Annotated in this window: 21 protein-coding genes and 1 riboswitch; of the genes, 8 read left to right on the plus strand and 13 right to left on the minus strand. The window is 62.7% G+C overall.

What is annotated here, in order from left to right; translation table 11 throughout:
* Positions 1–33: 33 nt before the first annotated feature.
* From VNS12_RS11515 to VNS12_RS11570, 12 genes are all read right to left on the minus strand, one after another.
* Positions 34–393 carry a response regulator gene (locus VNS12_RS11515; RefSeq protein ID WP_414693112.1) on the minus strand — a complete coding sequence of 120 codons (360 nt, stop codon included), beginning with the start codon at positions 391–393 and terminating at the stop codon, positions 34–36.
* A gap of 7 nt (positions 394–400) precedes the next feature.
* Positions 401–691, minus strand: coding sequence for an STAS domain-containing protein (locus tag VNS12_RS11520; protein WP_325487984.1), 291 nt, complete (start codon positions 689–691; stop codon positions 401–403).
* Between the two features lie 173 nt (positions 692–864).
* Positions 865–1842 carry a ring-cleaving dioxygenase gene (locus VNS12_RS11525; RefSeq protein ID WP_325487985.1) on the minus strand — a complete coding sequence of 326 codons (978 nt, stop codon included), beginning with the start codon at positions 1840–1842 and terminating at the stop codon, positions 865–867.
* A gap of 264 nt (positions 1843–2106) precedes the next feature.
* Positions 2107–3105: a branched-chain amino acid ABC transporter permease gene (locus tag VNS12_RS11530; protein WP_414693113.1), complete on the minus strand. Its 999-nt coding sequence runs from the start codon at positions 3103–3105 to the stop codon at positions 2107–2109.
* Between the two features lie 142 nt (positions 3106–3247).
* Complete coding sequence (locus VNS12_RS11535) at positions 3248–4105, minus strand: branched-chain amino acid ABC transporter permease (RefSeq protein WP_325487987.1); 858 nt, start codon at positions 4103–4105, stop codon at positions 3248–3250.
* Positions 4106–4111: 6 nt separating this feature from the next.
* Positions 4112–4816, minus strand: a complete 705-nt coding sequence (locus VNS12_RS11540; RefSeq protein WP_325487988.1) for an ABC transporter ATP-binding protein — start codon at positions 4814–4816, stop codon at positions 4112–4114.
* Complete coding sequence (locus VNS12_RS11545) at positions 4813–5535, minus strand: ABC transporter ATP-binding protein (RefSeq protein WP_325487989.1); 723 nt, start codon at positions 5533–5535, stop codon at positions 4813–4815. The genes VNS12_RS11540 and VNS12_RS11545 overlap by 4 nt, the downstream gene beginning before the upstream one ends.
* A 16-nt stretch (positions 5536–5551) precedes the next feature.
* The gene (locus tag VNS12_RS11550; RefSeq protein WP_325487990.1) at positions 5552–6634 is read right to left on the minus strand and encodes a maleylacetate reductase; all 1083 of its coding nucleotides are present in this window, start codon (positions 6632–6634) and stop codon (positions 5552–5554) included.
* Between the two features lie 212 nt (positions 6635–6846).
* On the minus strand, positions 6847–7755 hold the full coding sequence (locus tag VNS12_RS11555) for an AraC family transcriptional regulator (protein WP_325487991.1): 909 nt from the start codon (positions 7753–7755) through the stop codon (positions 6847–6849).
* 35 nt (positions 7756–7790) lie between these two features.
* Positions 7791–7961 carry a hypothetical protein gene (locus VNS12_RS11560; RefSeq protein ID WP_325487992.1) on the minus strand — a complete coding sequence of 57 codons (171 nt, stop codon included), beginning with the start codon at positions 7959–7961 and terminating at the stop codon, positions 7791–7793.
* A gap of 137 nt (positions 7962–8098) precedes the next feature.
* On the minus strand, positions 8099–8746 hold the full coding sequence (locus VNS12_RS11565) for an alpha/beta hydrolase (protein ID WP_325487993.1): 648 nt from the start codon (positions 8744–8746) through the stop codon (positions 8099–8101).
* Positions 8695–9156 carry a hypothetical protein gene (locus VNS12_RS11570; RefSeq protein WP_325487994.1) on the minus strand — a complete coding sequence of 154 codons (462 nt, stop codon included), beginning with the start codon at positions 9154–9156 and terminating at the stop codon, positions 8695–8697. The genes VNS12_RS11565 and VNS12_RS11570 overlap by 52 nt, the downstream gene beginning before the upstream one ends.
* A gap of 15 nt (positions 9157–9171) precedes the next feature.
* Between VNS12_RS11570 and VNS12_RS11575 the strand changes: the two genes are divergently transcribed.
* Positions 9172–11115: a heavy metal translocating P-type ATPase gene (locus VNS12_RS11575; protein WP_325487995.1), complete on the plus strand. Its 1944-nt coding sequence runs from the start codon at positions 9172–9174 to the stop codon at positions 11113–11115.
* A gap of 51 nt (positions 11116–11166) precedes the next feature.
* On the opposite strand, the gene VNS12_RS11580 is transcribed toward VNS12_RS11575, so the two are convergent.
* Positions 11167–11565, minus strand: coding sequence for a DUF6152 family protein (locus VNS12_RS11580; RefSeq protein ID WP_325487996.1), 399 nt, complete (start codon positions 11563–11565; stop codon positions 11167–11169).
* Positions 11566–11744: 179 nt separating this feature from the next.
* On the opposite strand from VNS12_RS11580, the gene VNS12_RS11585 reads away from it, so the two are divergent.
* The 7 genes from VNS12_RS11585 to VNS12_RS11615 form a co-directional block, all read left to right on the plus strand.
* Complete coding sequence (locus VNS12_RS11585) at positions 11745–12380, plus strand: HupE/UreJ family protein (RefSeq protein ID WP_325487997.1); 636 nt, start codon at positions 11745–11747, stop codon at positions 12378–12380.
* Between the two features lie 11 nt (positions 12381–12391).
* The gene (locus tag VNS12_RS11590; RefSeq protein WP_325487998.1) at positions 12392–12847 is read left to right on the plus strand and encodes an Rrf2 family transcriptional regulator; all 456 of its coding nucleotides are present in this window, start codon (positions 12392–12394) and stop codon (positions 12845–12847) included.
* A gap of 229 nt (positions 12848–13076) precedes the next feature.
* Positions 13077–13286, plus strand: a riboswitch (cobalamin riboswitch).
* Between the two features lie 100 nt (positions 13287–13386).
* A complete protein-coding gene (locus VNS12_RS11595; protein ID WP_325487999.1) occupies positions 13387–14148 on the plus strand; it encodes a (2Fe-2S) ferredoxin domain-containing protein in 762 nt (253 codons plus the stop codon).
* Positions 14142–15686 carry an ABC transporter substrate-binding protein gene (locus tag VNS12_RS11600; RefSeq protein ID WP_325488000.1) on the plus strand — a complete coding sequence of 515 codons (1545 nt, stop codon included), beginning with the start codon at positions 14142–14144 and terminating at the stop codon, positions 15684–15686. The genes VNS12_RS11595 and VNS12_RS11600 overlap by 7 nt, the downstream gene beginning before the upstream one ends.
* Entirely contained in the window at positions 15683–17203 is a 1521-nt protein-coding gene (locus VNS12_RS11605; RefSeq protein ID WP_325488001.1) for an ABC transporter substrate-binding protein, read from the plus strand. The genes VNS12_RS11600 and VNS12_RS11605 overlap by 4 nt, the downstream gene beginning before the upstream one ends.
* Before the next feature lie 89 nt (positions 17204–17292).
* Positions 17293–18219 carry an ABC transporter permease gene (locus VNS12_RS11610; protein WP_325488002.1) on the plus strand — a complete coding sequence of 309 codons (927 nt, stop codon included), beginning with the start codon at positions 17293–17295 and terminating at the stop codon, positions 18217–18219.
* Positions 18216–18960, plus strand: a 745-nt coding sequence (locus tag VNS12_RS11615) for an ABC transporter permease (protein WP_325488003.1), incomplete at its 3' end; no start/stop codon positions are given. The genes VNS12_RS11610 and VNS12_RS11615, both read left to right, overlap by 4 nt.

An 18960-nucleotide genomic window follows, 5' to 3' on the forward strand; every position in this document is an offset into this window, starting at 1 on the left:
CGCCGCTCCCGTATTGCGCGTATGCCGAAATCGTCAGTGGACGACCTTGTTGATGACGGAAATAAGCTTTTCGGGATCGAAGGGCTTGACGATCCAGCCCGTCCCCCCCGCCGCCCGGCCCTGATCGCGCTTGTCCTGGCTGGTCTCGGTGGTGAGAATGAGAATAGGCAGGCTCTGGTGCCGCCCCGTCGCGCGCACCCTGCGGATGAACTCGATGCCGTCCATCACCGGCATGTTGATATCGGTGATCACCACGTCCACGTCCTCGCGGCCCAGCACATCGAGCCCGACTTGGCCATTCTCGGCCTGCAGAACCTCAAAGCCTGCATTGGTGAGAGTGTGATGCAACATGGCCAGGATGGTTCGTGAATCATCGACGGTCAGGACGCGCATGAACAGTCTAATCCTTGAGAATTTGTGCGAAGGCCGGGGCCAGCCCGAGCCTGTCGATTGCGGCGGTCACAACCGTGCTCGCCCTGGAAATTGCAAAGTCGAACCGGGCAATGCGGGCTGTCTCGGCGGCGCTGAGCAGCATGAACAGGGCATTGGTAGAAACCCGCTCCACGTCACGCGCATCCACCTCGACCGGACCGGCATTGAGCGCGCCGAGCAGGGTATCGCGAATGTCGTCGAGCGCATCGAGATCGACGATCCGCGGCAATGCCACCGACTGAACCTGCGCCTTCGCCATAGCCGGCCTCTCCCGCCCGTGTCAGAATTTGGCGCCAGTGTGTCCATCAAGCGTTTAAGAATTCCTAACCATAGCGTTTTCTCTCGCTGTTACAGGCATATGCGCCCCTCCAAACGCAAAAAGGGCAGCAGTCAAAAAGACCACTGCCCAACCATCAGGGGAGGATGGTTTTATTAGCCGCGATTGCTTGCAGGAACCGTGATCGGCTCAAGCGGCGCAACGATCTCTGCGCGACGGTCTTCGAACCACGGCGGCAGCATCAGCTTTTCGCCGAGGGTTTCCATCGGCTCGTCGGTCGCAAATCCGATGTCGCAGGTGGCGAATTCGGTGAGGATACCTCCGGGCGAACGGCAATAGACCGAATGGAAGTAGTTGCGGTCCTTCTGCTCGGACGAGTCGGTATAACCCAGGCCTTCGAGCCAATCCTTGAGCTGCTTCTGCGTATCGTCGTTTTCGACCTGGAACGCGACGTGGTGCACGGTGCCTTCACCGAAGGTCCAGCTACCCTGGGGCGTATCGGCGTCTTCACGCAGGATCACGGTCTTGCCCGGTCCGCCGCCATTGATCTCATACTGGTGGTAGATGCCTTCCTGGCCGGTCTTTTCAAACCCGAGGGCGTCGACCAGATAGGATTCCATGGACGGGATTTCGCGAACCGACATCACGACGTTGTTGAAACCCTTGACCGAATTGGCCTCGGAGATCTGATCCGTCGTCCAGCCCCGACGATTGTCGCGGTTGTCGCCGACCACTTCGTAGCCAAGCCCAACGGGATCTTCGAAGTAGATGCGATCCTTGCCGAACAGGCGCTTGACGCCCGAATTCTTGACGCCGTGGCGCTCCAGGTGCTGCGCCCAGAAATCCATGCTGTCTTCGGCGACGCTGTATGCGGTGACCGCAACCTGCCCGGTGCCGCGGCGGCCTTTGCGGCCGTCCTGGCGGTAGGGGAACGTCGTCATCACGGTGCCGATTTCGGCGTCCGCATTGGCGTAGTAGAGGTGATAGATCGGCACGCTACCGTCAAACAGCACTGTCTGCTTGATCATCCGCTGGCCCACGACCTGGGTGAGAAAGTCGATGTCCTCCTGAGCACCGCCCACGCAGGATGTGACGTGGTGGATGCCCTTAACGAGCTTATGTTCGTCGCGCATGTTATACCTTTTTCTCTGCCAGACGGCTGTGGGCCGTCGCTGCAATTGTCGCTTCCCAAACCTTCCGCCAACGATTGGAAGGCCCGTTTTCGTTTGGATCGAAAAAGACGGGCGGTCTTTTTGTCTCCATGAAAAACCTAGCGACTGAGACCCCGGTAAACCTGCATATTCCGTCTCGAAGTTCTGCACGAAACAATCGAGACGGAATTAGTCATTAAGTTATTGAAAAACAACGGATTTATAATGACGCCAACTGTCTTTCCGTCAGTCCTCGTCGACAGCGACCAGCCGCTTGCGGGTCGGGAAGAGCTGGATGTTGGTGGCCGATGAGAACATGCCCCACAGCCCCTTGGGGGCGAACAGCATCATGCCGATCGCCAATAGTCCCAGAAACATCAGGTACCACGGCCCAAAGGCGGAAAACGCCGATCTGAGCAGCACAAAAACAATCGCGCCGATGATCGGCCCCTCGATTGTGCCCAGCCCGCCGATAACGACGATGAAGATCACATAGGCCGTCCAGTCGATCACCGAAAACGCGGCATCGGGCGAGATGCGGGCCTGTTGCAGGAAATACAGGGCGCCGATCAAACCTGCACCGAACGCCGCGAAAACATAAACGATGAACTTGATGCGGTTGATATCGATGCCGACACTTTCCGCCGCGACCTCGCCGTCCTTGATGGCGCTCAGCGCAAGACCGAGGCGCGAACGCAAGATGAGATATGCAACGATGACGATCATCACCACCGCGGCCAGCGCGCCCCAATAGATGACGATCTCGCGTGCTGCAGCCGAGCGCACGCCGAACATTTCCGCCGCGAAATCGAGCCCGATCATGTTCGTGGTTGCATTGCGGGGCAGCGCCGTGCCGGTGCCGCCGCCCAGCGCGGGCCAGATGGCTGCCACCAGTCGGAATACCTCGGCCACCACCCAGGTCACCACAGCGAAATAGGCCCCTTGCAGCCGGAACACCACGAGGCCCACGGGAATCGACAACAGCGCCACAAACACCGCTGAAATCAGCACCGACAGCAGCGGATCGGCCCCCATCATGATGACGACATAGAACAGCCCATAGGCCCCCATGCCGACAAAGGCCTGCTGTCCGACCGAGATCAGGCCCGCATAGCCCGCCAGAAGGTTCCAGCACTGCGCCAGCCCGATCAAAAGCAGAATCAGGATCAGGTCCTGCAAGACAGCCCGCTCGACAAAGGCCGGCGCTGCGAACAGCAGCAGCACCACCAGCCCCATCACCGCCATGGCAATCTTTGAGGCCGGGGTATCGACGACCACGCGATACCGCCGCTTTGCTGGCGCGGCCGCCTCCACTCCGGAGGTGCCTGCTGCATTGGTATTGGTTGCCAAGGTGTTTGACTGTGAGCTCATGGCGTGTTCACGCACCCTATTGCTTGGGGAACAGGCCACGCGGCCTGAACAGGATGATCAACAAGAAGACGATGTGACCGGCAAGGATCTGGTACTGCGGATGGATCGCCGCGCCGACCGCCTGCGACACCCCCAGAATGATACCTCCGGCCAGCGTGCCCCACAGGCTGCCCAGCCCGCCGATCACCACCGCCTCAAAGGCGAACAGCAAGCGTGCCGGGCCTTGGGATGGATCGAAGTTGGAACGCGCGCCCATGAAAAAGGCAGCGACCGCGATCACGATGAAGGCCAGCCCCATGGCAATGGCGAACACCTTGTGCGGATTGATGCCGACGATCTGCGCATAGGTCCGGTTGTCCGATGTCGCCCGCAGCATGCGCCCCATCGCCGTCATGTAGAACAGCGCCGACATCCCCCCGATCACCGCGATGGCGGCAACGAAGGTGAGCAGCGGCATCACCCCGAAACTGATCCCGCCCAGCGAGATCGAAGCAGTCTCGATACCCCCGAGGCTCAGCCGGCGGCTATCGGCGGTAAACCCCTGCAACAACCCGTTCTGAATGATGATTTGCAACCCGAAGGTCACCAGCAGCGGCACCAGAAGGTTTTCCTCCACCGTGCGGTTGAGGATCACCCTTTGGATGGCCCAGCCCAGCGCGAACAGAAACGGCAGGGCAATCAGCATCGCAAAAAACGGCGGAATGACGAAGGCCGAAGCCAGCGCCAGAATGACATAGGCTGCCAGAACGATGAAATCGCCATGCGCGAGGTTGACCAGCCGCATGACCCCGAAAATCAGGGAAAGTCCGGCTGCGTACAGCGCGTATAGTCCGCCCAGAAGCACGCCCTGGATGATCGTATTGGTTAACGACATGGCCGCTCAAATCCCAAAATATGCTTCTTGAATCTGCTCACGTGTGAGCTCGGACGGACGGCCTTCGAGACTGACCCGTCCTTCCATGAAACAGTAAACCCGGTCCGCAGCGTCGAGCGCGGCGTTGAGGTCCTGTTCCACGATCAGCACGGTGGTTCCGCGCCGCTTGATTTCGGTCACGGCGACATAGACGTCCTTGACGACTCCCGGAGCCAGCCCGAGGCTGATCTCGTCACACAACAGGATTTTCGGGTTGCTCATCAGCGCCCGGCCGATGGCCACCATCTGCTGCTGGCCGCCCGACAGGGTGGTCGAGGGCTGGTTGCGCCGTTCCTTGAGGATGGGAAACAGATCGTAGATGGCATCGAGCGTCCAGCCGCGATCCTCGCTCATCCCGTGAATGCCGACCAGCAGGTTTTCCTCGACCGAAAGCGAGGGAAACAGCCTGCGCCCTTCGGGCACCAGCGCCACCCCCTTGCGGACCATGTCGAATGCCGGGGTGCCGCCCACAGCGACCCCTTCGAGCCGAATCTGGTCGGGCTGCGAGGGGTTGAGGCCGCACAGGGCGTTGAGAAACGACGATTTCCCGGCCCCGTTCGAGCCGATGATCGCCACTGTCTCGCCTTCGTTGATGACCACGTCGACGCCGAACAGCGCCTGGAAGTCACCATAAAATACTTCAAGGTTGTGTGTTTCGAGCAGAGCGCTCATGACGCCGCCTCCTCAATGCCCAGATAGGACCGCCGCACCGCAGGATCGGCCATCACCGCCTGCGGCTCTCCCTCGGCGATCAGTTTGCCCCGCTCCAGAACGATCAGTCGCGAGACGACCGAGAGCAGCGCGTGCACGATATGCTCGATCCAGATGATGGTGATGCCCCTCTGGTGCAGCGTCCGGATCAGTTCGACCAGTTTCAGGCATTCCGCCTCGGTCAGCCCGCCAGCGATTTCATCCAGCAGCAACAGATCGGGGTTGGTGGCCAGCGCCCGCGCCAGTTCAAGGCGCTTGCGATCCAAAAGGGTCAGCTTGCCCGAAACCACATTGGCCTTGTCGGCCAGATCGGTCATTTCCAGAATGGCGAAGGTCTCTTCGACGCCCACGGCCTTGTCGGCAACGCCGAACTCCGCCGACACCATGAGGTTTTCAAACACCGTCAGAGTCTCGAAGGGCTGGGGGATCTGGAACGATCGCCCGATCCCGCCCCGGCACCGCTCGCGGACGCTCGACCGGGTGATCTCGTTGCCGCGAAACTCAACGATGCCTGCATCGGGCCGCAGCACGCCGGTGATCAGATTGAACAGCGAGCTTTTGCCGGCCCCGTTGGCGCCGATAATGCCCAGCGCCTCGCCCTGGCTCACCACCAGATCGACGCCATCCGCCGCGACCACCGCGCCGAACCGCTTTGAGACTGACTTCAGTTCGAGAAGCATCGGACTGGCTCCGGCATCATGATGGTTGTCCTTGAAGGCTGGTGCCCGGCGCGCGACCGAAAAACGCGTCATCGAGCATGCCGCGCAACTGCTCGCCAACCAGCGGCTGCGGGTTCCAATAGGGGTTGGCGAGCATGATCTCGACGGCGCGGTCGAGATCGGCCTCCGCCATGCCCAGTTCCGCCAGTGTCAGCGGCGCTCCGGTCGTCTTGCTGAACTCCCAAAGCCCCGCGGCGGCGGTTGGCGATGCAAAAATGTCGGCGACCGGGGCCAGCTCCTCGGCCACGGCGCGCTCATTATAGGCGACGGCATGGGGCAGGATGACCGCGTGGGTTTCAGCGTGGGGCAGATCAAAACTTCCGCCCAGAACGTGACAAACCTTGTGGTGCAGCGCCATACCCACAGCGCCCAGCACCGTGCCACAGGCCCAGGCCCCATACAGCGCATCGGCTCGCGCTTCCAGATCATCTTCCCGCTTGATGATGGCCGGTAATGCGCGTGCCAGCGCTGCGATGCCTTCGCGCGCAATGATCGAGATGATGGGATTGCGATCCTGGGTATAGAGCCCTTCGACCGCATGGGCGATGGCATTGAGCCCGGACGTCACCGTCATTTTCGGCGGCAGCGAGACCGTGAGGTCCACGTCATAGATGATTACCTCCGGCAGCACCTTCAGGGAGCGCTGGGTGGTCTTGATGCCGTTTTCCGTCTGCCCGAGGATCGGGGTCGCCTCCGACCCGGCATAACTGGTGGGAATGACGATCTGGGGCAGATCGGTGCGCAGCGCGATAGCCTTGCCCAGCCCCACCGTCGAACCACCACCGAGGGAGACGACACAGTCGGCCCCCAGCGCCTCGACCTGGTGCAGCGCTGCTTCGGTCACATCCACGGGCGTGTGCATGACGGCACCGGCAAACAGGCCCACGGCCCGCGCGCCAAGCGCCTCGACCAGCTCGCGCCCGCTCTGCTCCTGCTGCGCAGTGGTCAGCACCAGCGCCCGGCCAAGATTCATCCGCGAGAGTTCATCCCCCACCTGACCGATCGTGCCGCTACCGAAAACAACACGCTGGGAAAGCGGTTGATAGACAAAGGGATACATCAAGTCCTCCGGACGCGTCTCACCCGCGCCTTGCTGGTTTCAAAGCTAGTGGCTGAGCATACCCCTCTCCTGCACGTTCTCGCAGGGGAAGCTGCACAAAACGATCTTTGAGGAAATGGCGACGGCTCCGCTCTCAGTCAGACGGCAAAAGCGGGCCCGGACACGCAGTGCGCGCCATCCGGGAACCCGCTTTTTTTCAGCCGAAGCTGAGCCTAATTCTGACAGGATTTGCGGTAGGCCGCAGGGGTGGTGTGAAACCGGCGCCGGAACAGGCGCGTGAGGTGTTCCTGGTGGGTGAAGCCGCATTCAAACGCCACCTCGGCCACCGAAATGCGGGTCTCGCGCAGCAGGGTCTGCGCCTTGTCCAGCCGCAAATTGACCAGATACTGATACGGCGGCACACCCATTTCGTTGCGGAACTGGCGGGCAAAATGGCTGGGGCTGCGATTGATCACGGCGGCGATGTCGTCGAGCCCGATCGAGCGGTCGAGATTGTCCTGCATATAGGCAATCGCTTCCTTGACGATGACACCCCCGATAGTGCTTGAGGAAAAGGGCGATGCCTGCCGCAGGCGTGCGTTGGAATAGTTGCGCACCAGCCGCGAGGCCACCGCCCGCGACAGGCAATCGACATAGAGCGCCGTGGCGTAATCCCCGTCTTCGAGGGCAAACATCACCGCACTGAGCAGGTTCTTCATCTGCACGTCGGATTCGACGAAATTGCCATCGATATCGATATTGGTCGGATCGCCCACCGCCATTTCGGCGGCGATTTCCTCGATCACGGTGCGCCGGATATACACATGCAGTGTGTCGAGCTGCTCAAACAGCCGGAACCCGAAGCTCATCCCGCCCGGCACGAGGTGGATGCCTCCGGCCGGGACGACCCTGCGCTTGGTCTTGTCGCCCTCCAGCCGCTCGACAGCAACCGGACCGCTGCGGTGCAGCACCAGCAGCTGATCGTCGACCGCCGAGAAAAACGCCTCGAACGGAAACTCGCTCTGCGAAGAGGCGTAAAGTGAGCTCCAATTATAGCTGTCGCTGCTGGCCGATGCCCTGTTGGGCTTCTGGACCAGCACGCCGTGCGTTTCCTCCACGCGAAACGGGGCGTGTACACGCATTCCTCTCCCCTCCCCTGAACTATAAGCTGGCTGTATCAACGCGCCAGCGCAGGACTGATTTTCCTCCCGTCCGCTTGCGGACGGCCATTGGCCAAATGCAGCCCTTCTGCCGGGCCTTCGCCATAGCTCTCCCCGCTATCGCACCACAGACCCGGCTGCATATCCTGCACATTACCACCATCAATTTCGGCGACAATATCCCACAATGTGAAATATTTCCCGAATCATCGCTGGGGAAATTATGTGCTAACCCGTTATAAAACGACAAGTTTTCACAAAAAATCGCTATTTTTACAAATTCCAACTATACGAAAGTCTGATTATCCTGTTCTGCACGAAACGCTCATCGCGCTCCCGCAACCGCCACCGGCGCGCGCACCGCGTCGATCATCGCCCGTACGGCAGCGATTTCGACGTCGAGAACCCCGTGCTCGCGGTCCTCGAAAATCTCGATCTGCGGTTTGGCGCCGCTCTGACGCAGCCAGTCATAAGTCTCGGTCACCCGGTCCGCGGGCACCCACGGATCATTGTCCGCCGTGGTGATATAAACGGGCATCTGCGAGAGCACCGGGCGCAGCGGCCATACCGAGCCCGCGGGCCCGATCAGCCCTCCCGTCCACAAGATCGCCGCGCCATAGCGGCGCGGATGGCGGGCCAGAAACTCGGACGTAAGGCACGCCCCTTGCGAAAATCCGCCCACGACGATGCGTTCGGCAGGCATCCCCTCGTCGATCAGTCCCGAAACGATCGCTTCGTAATGGGCAAGGGCCGCCGACAGCGCCGGTTCATTGTCGGCAATCGGGGCCATGAACAGGCCCGGATACCAGGAGTTCCCGGTAGCGCACGGGAACAGGAACCGGACATTGTCCAGCCCCAGCCGTTCCGCATGCAGCTTCATGTCCTGCGGCGCCTGTGTTCGCCCGTGCACCAGCACGATGGTCAGATCATTGCCCGTCCCGAGCACCAGCTCTTCAACCGGATTGTCATGCATGCAGGCATCTCCTCGTAGCACGCTGTTGGCGCGACACCACGTCTTATGCCCGCAGGCCCGATGATCGATTTGTGCAGTTTTGCCAGATCGATCATGCAGGCGATCAGTTTCAGGACGACTAGTGTGTCAGGTTCGCGCATCCAATACCCCTCTGCCCGGACGGCGCCTGCACATCCTTGCTGGAAATCTGCACATTCCGCGCAAAGGCCGTGCCGCCAGGGCAGAAAGGGGAGAGCGCACGACCAGAACGAGGAGCCTTTGCCATGACCGACCACCACCATCACCACCACGGTCACCATCACGGCCACGGGCACCATCACCATGATCACCATCATGATCATCACCATCACCACCACGATCATGATCATGACCACGACGATCATCACGGCCACCATCATCACCACGATCACGAACTCACCCCTCTGGTGATCGCGCGGATCGCTGTCGCGGGTCTTTGCGCCATCGCGGTTCAGTTCCGCATGCCCGATGCCAATCCGCCCCTGCTGATGATCGGCTCGGACATCTTCCTGCCGTTCTCCTGGTATGCGCTGGTCGGGTTGCTGTTCGGCGGCTGGCCGCTGTTCGTCGAAGCCTGGGAATCGATCCGCCGCCGCCAGATGACCATGGAACTGTCGATGGTCATCGCCATTCTGGCCGCCACCTATACCGGCTATTTCTTCGTCGCCCTCGTCATCACCTTCTTCGTCCTCATCGCCGAGGTGCTCGAAGGCATGACCGTGGAGCGCGGTCGCCGGGCCATCCACAATCTCCTCGAATTGCTGCCGCGCGAAGTTTCCGTGCGCCGGTCCGGTGCCGTCAGCACCATCGCCTCTGCCGATCTGGTGGTCGGGGACACGGTGCTGGTCGAGCCCGGCGCGCTGGTCGCCGTCGATGGCACCGTCGTTTCCGGCAATTCCTTTGTCGATGAAACCCGTATCACCGGCGAATCCATGCCGGTGGAAAAGCTGGCCGGTACGCGGGTCTATGCGGGCTCGATCAACCAGTCGGGCGCGCTGGAAATCCGCTCCGAGCGCATCGGGCGCGACACCAGCTATGGCCGCATCATCGCCGCGATCGAGCAGGCCGAGCGCTCCCGCGCCCCGGTCCAGCGCTACGCCGACAAGCTGGCTGCCTATATCGTTTATGTCGCCCTGTTCTTTGCGGTGATCGAATATTTCATCTCCGGCGGCAACGTGTCCTCGACCATCGCCGTCATCATCGTCGCCGGCGCCTGTGGCGTCGCCGCCGGCACGCCGCTGGCCATCCTTGGCGCCATAGGGCGCTCGGCGCGGTTGGGAGCCATCGTCAAGGGCGGCATCCACCTCGAAACCCTGAGCAAGGTCGATACCATCGTCCTCGACAAGACCGGCACCCTCACCTTCGGCAAGCCCGACGTGGTGGCCATCGAACCGGCGGACGGGATCACCGAAAGCCAGTTGCTGTCGGTGGCTGCGACCGCTGAAATCCGGTCCGAGCACCCCCTGGGCAAGGCCATCATGGCCCGCGCCGCCGAAAAGGGCATCGCCATCGCCGAGCCCGACCAGTTCAGCTATGTGCCGGGCATGGGCATCTCGGCGTCCGGCAAGGATGGCGCGATCCTTGTCGGCAACCCGGCCTGGATGGACCATAACGGCGTCCCGCTCCCGGGCGACGCGGCGGACCGCGATGACGCCATCACCTGGGTTCATGTGGCTCTGGATGGCCGCGCGCTGGGTGCCATCGGCATCGCCGACCGCGAACGCCCCGAAGCGCATCGCGCCATGGCCGCGTTCAAGAAGATGGGCATTCGCACCATCCTGCTCACCGGCGACAGCGCCTCGGTGGCCAAGGCCGTCGGCACCCGGCTCGGCATCGACGATATCCGCCCGCAATTGCTGCCCGAACACAAGCTCGCCCATATCCGCGAGCTGGTCGGCGGCAAGAGCACGGTCGCCATGGTTGGCGATGGCGTCAACGATACGCTGGCTCTGGCCGCCGCCGATGTCGGCGTTGCCATGGGATCGGGCACCGAAGTGGCGCGCGAAAGCGCCGATATCGTCCTGCTCGGCAATGATCTTGAGCGGTTCGCGCAGACCGTCGCCATTGCCCGCCGCGCCCGGGGCATCATTTATTTCAACTTTGCGGGCACCGTGCTCATCGACATTCTGGGCATCGCCGCGGTGATGCTGGGCTATGTCGGCCCGGTCGCCGCCGTGATGATCCACGTGGGGTCCGAACTGGCCTTCATTCTCAATTCGGCCCGGCTGCTTTCGTTCAGCAAGACGGAAAAAGCGCTCGATTTCGACATGGCGCATCTTCCCGCCAGCGGCACCCGCCTCGTGCTCGGCACCCAGGATACCGGCGAAGCCACCCGCACCGCAGCGGAATAGCCGCCCCGCACTGCCTGACCGGCCGCAAGGGCTGGTCAGGCTCTCAAAATCTTACTGCGCCGGCGGGTCGAGCCCTTCCGCCTCGCCATATCGGTTGCCCTCGGCATCGACAGAGCCCCGCCACAGCCCTCCGGGCCTGTTGCCGCGCATGGGATTGGCCCGGATGGTGAGGGTTTCTCCCGGCGCGACGAAATCGCCTCTGATCCCCTGCCGGTACAGCTCCGGCACCCCTTCCATTTCCAGCGCGATCTGCCGCGCCTCGCCATCTGGCTCGATAACGGTCACATGCAGCCAGGAATGGGGGATGGTAAAATCGAACCGCTCGACCACCACAGTCATCACCATCTCGACCGTCAGGTCGAACATGGCATAGGACGGATGCGCCTGAACCGGGCTCAAACCCAGCCCGATCGCCCCGGCTCCCAGCGCTGACAGCAGTCTCAAAATCATCGGGGGTGCGGCTCTCCGTCCTCTCGGGTCCCTTGTCTCTTACCAGTGCATGCAGAACTTTGTCTCCAGTCCTGCATGAAACCGACGCGCTTTCGGCACAGACCGGGTTTGGCGATATTGCAATCTGTGTTCAGTCTGAAACAGTCGAGCGCAAGGAAATGGAGCTTTCGGAGGGGCCCATGGTTCGGTTGGTACGGGCACTCTGCGGGGTCGCTTTGGCACTGGCGCTGACGACACCTGCACGGGCGCACCACGCTCTGGGCGGCGCACTTCCCGCCGATTTCGGCCAGGGATTCCTGTCCGGCCTCGCCCATCCGGTGATCAATTTCGACCATTTCGCCTTCGTGGTTGCCGTCGGGGTTTTGACCGCTGTGGGGCAGGCCTCGAAATTTCTGCCTGTCTGGTTCGTGGGCGGCACCATTGTGGGCTGCGCTCTGGCCGCCAATGGCATCACGCTGCCGTTTGCGGGCTGGCTTGCCCATCTGGCCCTGCTGATTCTGGGCGCGGCCCTCGCCTTCGGCCATCGCCACCTGCGGGTGCTCGACATCGCCGCCTTCGCACTCGCCGGAATTTTCCACGGCGGCGTCTATGCCGATGCAATCATCGGCACCGCCCATGCGTCGCTGAACGGCTATTTGATCGGCTTTGCCATCATCCAGTCCGTGGTCGCCACCGGGGCGATGATGGCTGTCTATATGCTGTGGGCCGGTGACCGGCTTTATGCCAACGCCCGCGTCGTCGGTGGCATTGTCGCCGGTGTCGGCCTCACGGTTCTGGCCCAGTCGGGAGCAGCGGCGCTTTTCCCGCTGCTTTAGGATCGGGAAACGTGCGTCTTTCCAAACAGACCAATTATGCGGTGCGCACGCTGATCTATTGCGCCCTCAATCATCCTGAACTCAGCCGGGTGCCGCAGGTAGCCAAGGCCTTCGGGATTTCCGACATGTTCCTGTTCAAGATCATCATTCCCATCACCCGCAACGGGTTTTTGGAAACCGTGCGCGGACGGCGCGGGGGCATGCGGCTGGCCCGCCCCGCCAACCAGATCCGCCTGGTCGATGTGCTCGCCATCACCGAGGATGGTTTTGCCCTGTCCGAATGCATGGCAGAGGACCGCGAAACCTGCCCGTTTCGCGACCGCTGCGCCTATACTCGCGCTCTCGAACGCGCCCTCGCCGCCTTCATGGACGTGCTTGGCGAATACACCATCGCCGATCTGGCCCACAGCCCCGCCACCCTCAAGGCCGCCCTCGGGGTCGAACTTCTTGAGGCCGACGAGCCTTAACGCCCGCCATATTTCCAATACTGGAATTGAAAAGCAGGTTTTATGCAAGAATGCGCCGGAAACGTGCAGGCGCCCTTGTCCGCCCTTTGCCAGATTTGATCCCGGCAGGGAAAAGCACAGCCAAAAAGCGCAGCAAACCCCGGCCTTTGAGGAGGACCTTCCCGGAACACGCCGTCCACGGCCCGGAAAGGTCAAGGAGGAATGTCCCTTGTCAGGGGACAGAAAATAGGGATGATGTTCGCGTTACGGTTCCGCATATGCGTGCGGATTAAAAGGGAACTTGGTGCGGATGACCCAATCGGGGCCAAACCCAAGGCTGCCCTCGCAACTGTAACCGGCAAGCATTTCGTCACAACGCCACTGGCCGATCCGGTCCGGGAAGGCGGCGGAATGCGTCAGAGCCGGGAGCCAGGAGACCTGCCGTTACTGTCGAACCTGAAACGCTGGGCGAGGTGTCCTGGCGGGGAGCAGTTACGTGAAGCGCTACCATTGTTTGTGGCCCGTCCATGCTTGCCCGCCCCTGTTGGGGGGTGGTTTGCGTGCGACCTGACACAATTGTTTTTGTTCTTTCCCAATACAATCTGAGCGGGGGCCGCTTGCGGCGCATGGAGGCGGCCCTGGCCGCCAACGCACCTGTTCCCGTGCGGCTGATCCGGCTCGAAGGGCCGGGCGCGGCCTTGCCCGACATTCTCGACGCGGTCGCCGCTGACGGCCATCGCTCGATCCTCATCCAGCCGCTCGGCCTGCCCTTTCCGGAAGGCCTGGTCACCTGGCTGCCCGGCGCGCTGGGCAATTGGCTGGCCGCACAGACGCCGGATCGGTTCACGCTCCGGCTGGGCAAGGATATGTGCGACATCTCCGACATTCTCGATCGCGCCGTCACCGCCAGCCTTGAGGGTTTGCCCGACGCCATCACCGTCGACGCAGGAAACACCAAACTGGGCAAGCCCGGCTGGCAGGACCCGCCCGACTTCACCCATCACCTGCTGGTGTGCACCGGGCCGCGCTGCCAATATCGCGACTCCGCCTCGCTGCTCATCGAGCTCAAGGATACGATCGCCGCGGCGGGCCTGTCGCGCCAGTGCCTGACCACTCGCACCGGCTGCATGTTCCCCTGTAATCAGGGGCCGATGGTGGCCGTCTATCCACGGGGCGAATGGTATCGGCTCGATACACGCGCCGACGTCCAGCGCTTTGTTTTCTCTGTCCTGCGCGACGGCCAGTCCCTTCCCGACCTTTTAATCCACACGGCGCGCGCCGTCCGCGCAGCCGAACCCATTCTGGAGCCTGCATCATGCTGAACCACGGGCCGCTCATCGCCCTCGCCATGACCCTCACCATCGCCGCATCCCCGGCCCTCGCCGAGGATCATCCTCCCCTGCGCATCGTGACCTCGTTTGCCATCGAAAGCATGGACCCCTACTCCGAAGGGTTCTGGATGCAGGAATTCGGCGTCGCCGAACTGCTCATGAAGTTCGAAAATGACGGCCAGCACCATCCCTGGCTGTTGTCCGATCTCGAAGCGGCGGACGATCAGACCTGGGTGCTGACGCTGCGCGAGAACATCACCTTCCAGAACGGCAGGCCCGTCAATGCCGAAGCGGTGCTTGCCGCCATCGATCTGCAGTTGGAAAACTCCCCCTCCGCCCGGGGCTCCGTTCCCGAAAGCGCCGAGTTCTCCATGACCGGCGAGTTCGAGATCACGGTCACCACCGACCAGCCCTGGCCCTCGCTCCCGGGAACGCTGGCCAATGAAAGCGTCTTTCTGATCTTTGACGCCGAAGCGGTCGAAGCGGTCGGCGATGACTGGTCCAGCCTTGTCGGCGCGGGCATCTATACCGGCCCGTATGCCGTCACCCTTCTCGATGCCAACGAAATGGTCGCCGAACGGTTCGATGACTACTGGCAGGGTGTCCCGGCCCTCCCCGGTCTGTCGGTCGCCTTCGTCACCGATCCCAATGCCCGCATCCTGGCGGTGCAGAACGACGAAGCCGATATCGCGCTCTACCCGCCCACCGCTGCTTTCCCGGTGATCGAAGCCACCCCCGGCCTGCACTTTGTGGCAGGCACCCCGGGCACCGGCGGGTTCATGGGCTTTTTCAACACCGCCCATGCCCCGTTTGACGATGCTCTCGCCCGCCGGGCCGTGCTGCACGCGATCGATTACGAGCACATCGCCGAAACCGTCTTCAAAGGCCTGCGCGCCACCGCCACCGGCCTTTACAATGCCGATTTCGCCTGGGCCGTCGAGAACTACGCCACCGACCAAACTGAAGCCGCCCGGCTGCTCGACGAAGCGGGCTGGACCCTTGGCAGCAACGGTCGCCGCAGCAAGGATGGCACCCCCCTCGACCTCACCGTCCTGATCTATCCCCAGCAGCCCGACCTGGTACCGCTGAGCAACGACCTGCAAGCCCAGTTCAATGCCCTTGGAATCGCCGTCACCGTCCAGTCCGTGGACGATATCTATGCCGGCATGGGCGAGGGCACCGTCGACTGGGACATCGCGATCTCCAGCGAAGGCACCGTCAGCTGGGGCATCACCGAAGGGTTCCTCAATCGCTATGTCGCCAGCTCCGGCGGGCGCAATTACGCCGGCTATGCCAATGACCGGATCGACGCCCTGATCGCCGAACTGGCCATCACTGTCGATACTGAACGCCGCAATGCGGCCCTGCGCGAGATTCAGGAGATTCTGCACGACGAGGACCCATACGTGTTCTCCTTCGTCATCTCCAAGGGCGCTGTCGTGGTCAACGACCGCTACCAGGACTACCCCCCAGGCTTCGCGCTCTACCACGTCTCCTGGCAGACCGCTCCGTCCGGGTCGGCGCAATGACCGCCAGGCATTTGCTTCCCGCGATTGCCGCTGCCGCCCTGCTGCTGACCGCCCCGGCGGCCAGCAGCCAGGACCTGCGCATGGCGACGTCCTTTGCTGTCGAATCCCTCGATCCGATCAGCGACGGCTTCTGGATGCAGGAATTCGGCGTCGGTGAAATGCTCATGCAGTTCCGCGAGGATGGGGGCTTTTACCCCTGGCTGCTGTCCGATCTGCGCCTTGACGGTGAAACCCGCTGGGTGCTGACCCTGCGCGAGGGCATACGTTTCCACAACGGCAACCGCCTCGATGCCGAGGCGGTTCACGCCGCCATCGCCCACCAGCTCGATCATTCGGCGGGGGCGCGCGGTTCATTCCCCGATGACGCCCGCTTTACCGTCACCGGCGAATACGAGCTCACCTTTGAGACCGACGCGCCTTTTCCCGCGCTGCCGGCGCTGCTCGCCGATGAAACCGTGTTCCTCATCTATGACGTGGCTGCGGTCGACGCCTCCGGCTCCGACGATGGGGCCCTCGCCGCGGCGGGCATCTATACCGGTCCCTACCGGATCGACACCCTCGATGCCGACACCCTGACCCTGTCGCGGTTCGATCAGTATTGGCAGGGCATGCCCGCGCTTGAAGAGGTTTCGGTTCACTTCATTTCCGACACCAACGCCCGCCTTCTCGCCGTCCAGAATGACGAGATCGACATCGCGCTGTTCATGCCGATCGCGGTGGTGCCGGTGATCGAGGCCACCCCCGGCCTCCATTTCAGCGCCGACACGCCCAGCGCCAACAGCTATTCAACCTTCCTCAACCTGCGCGAGCCGCCGTTTGACGATCCGCGCGTGCGCCGCGCCTTCGCGCTGGCCATCGATTACGACAGCATCGCAAAGGATATCTTTTCCGGCCTCTTCCAGCCCGCCACCAGCTTTTACGCCTCGCTCTATCGCTTCGCCGTGGACAATCTGGCGACCGACACCGAACGCGCCGCACAGCTCCTTGATGAAGCGGGCTGGCTGATGGGGCCGGACGGCGTCCGCTACCGCGACGGCCAGCCGCTGCGGCTGTCGATTCTCTACAATCCCGGCGTCTCCGATCTGGTCGCGCTTACGACCGGCCTTCAGGCGCAATTGCATCCCCATGGCTTTGTGGTCGAACCGCGCGGCGTGCCCGATACCTATGCTGCCTATGGCGAACCGGGCTGGAATGCCGGCGTCCACAACCAGAGCAGCGGCGGCAATGGCGTCCCCGAGCTCTTCCTGCGCCGCCATTTCACCCCCGATGGCGACCGCAACTATGGTGGCTATGACAACCCTGAAATCACCGAGTTGGCCAATCGGCTCAGCACCACCACCGGCGAGGCTGAACGCCACCAGCTGCTCGAACGGATCCAGACCATCATGATCGAAGAGGATGTGGGCTTTCTCATCCTCGTCGACAGTCGGCTGGGGGTCGTCAGCAATGATCGCTACGCCAGCTACCGCCCCGGCTTTTATTTCTTCAACCTCGACTGGCAGACCCAGCCCGACTGAGAAAGGACATCCCGATCCCTGCCCCTCTCAAATCCGAAGGCACCCTGATTTCCCCGGACCGGCAGCGCCTGCGCCCGCTGGTCCGCAGGGTGTTCTCGCGGGTGGGACAGGCCATGGCGGCAGCGCTTGCCGCCACGCTGATCGTGTGGCTCATACTCCCATTGGCCCCCGGCGATCCCGTGCTGCGCATTCTCGCAGCCCAGGGCATCGACGAACCCAACGAGCTGCAGATCGACGTACTGCGGGCAGAACTCGCCCTGGATCGCCCCCTGCCCGTTCAATATATCGAATGGCTGGGACGCGTCGTTCAGGGCGATCTGTCCGTATCCTACAGGACCGGGCAACCGGTTTTGACAGAGATCGCAAGCCGCCTGCCCGCTACGGCTCTCCTCCTGGGTACGGCGCTTGCGTTCTCTGTATTTTTTTCTCTCATACTGGCCCTGATCGCCGTCCATTTCCGCGACCGCTGGCCCGATAGGATCATTCGAGCCTATACCCAGATCACCGCCTCGGTCCCCACCTTCATCTTCGCGCTGCTGGTGTTGCAATATGTTGTGCTGGGGCTCGGGATCGGAAAGGTGCTGCCGCGTGGCCTTGGCTGGCTGGTCCTGTTGCCTGCGCTTACCCTTGCCATCGACCGGGCCGGCGGCTGGACGCAATTGCTCCGCGCTTCGCTGCTCGAACACATCCACTCGGGCCCTGTACTGGTGGCGCGCTCGCGCGGGGCCACCCGCTGGCGCACCCTGTGGCGCCACGCCCTGCCCAATTCCCTCCTGCCCTACATCACCGCCATCGGTGTCAGCCTCGGCGCGATGATCGGCGGCACCCCCATCATCGAGGAAATCTTCACCTGGCCCGGTCTAGGCCGGTTGATGCTGCTCTCCATTCAGGCCCGCGACTTCCCCGTGATCCAGGCCTTCGTGTTGCTCGGGGCGCTCTGCTATGTCACGGCGTCCATGCTGGTCGACCTGGTCTCCATGGCGATCGACCCGCGCCTGCGCGAGGCCCATCCATGAGCGGGATCGAAGCAGCCCTCAATCTCCATCGCCCCCGGGCTTTGCCCGCTCGCGGCAAGCTCCCGCGCGGGCTGTTGGCGCGGCTATGGACCCATCGCGGCGGCCGCATCGGGCTGATCCTGTGCCTGATCCTCGCGGTGCTCTCGGCCCTCGGCCCGTCCATCCTGCCCCATGAGCCCAACTGGCCCGATTACGCCAGCACCCTTCTTGGCCCCAGTGCCGAGCACTGGCTGGGGACCGATGCCACCGGACGCGATGTGCTCTCGCGCCTGCTCGATGCCGGGCATCGCTCCCTCGGTGCCGCCATGCTGGTGCTCGTCTCCATCTATGGGATCGGGCTGGTCGTCGGCGTTATCGCCGGGGTCAGCGGCGGGGTGGTCGATACGGTACTGATGCGTCTTGTCGATGTGCTCATGACCATTCCGGGCATGGTGCTGGCCTTTGCCATTGTCGGCATTCTCGGCCCCGGCTTTCACAATCTCATCCTGGCGCTGATCATTGCCGATTGGGCCTATTACGCAAGACTGGCCCGTTCCTATGTGCTCAACGCCGCCGGTCAGCCCTATATCACCGCCGCCCGTCTCGCTGGCGTGCCGTTCCACCGCATTCTCATCCAGCACATCATCCCCCCCGCCGCGATCCAGCTGGCCATCGTCGCCAGTCTCGGGCTGGGCGGCACCATCGGCGCCATCGCCGGGTTTTCCTTCCTCGGCCTGGGCAGCCAGCCGCCCCATGCGGAAT

The sequence above is a fragment of the Pelagibacterium sp. genome, assembly GCF_035555455.1.
Lineage (GTDB): Bacteria > Pseudomonadota > Alphaproteobacteria > Rhizobiales > Devosiaceae > Pelagibacterium.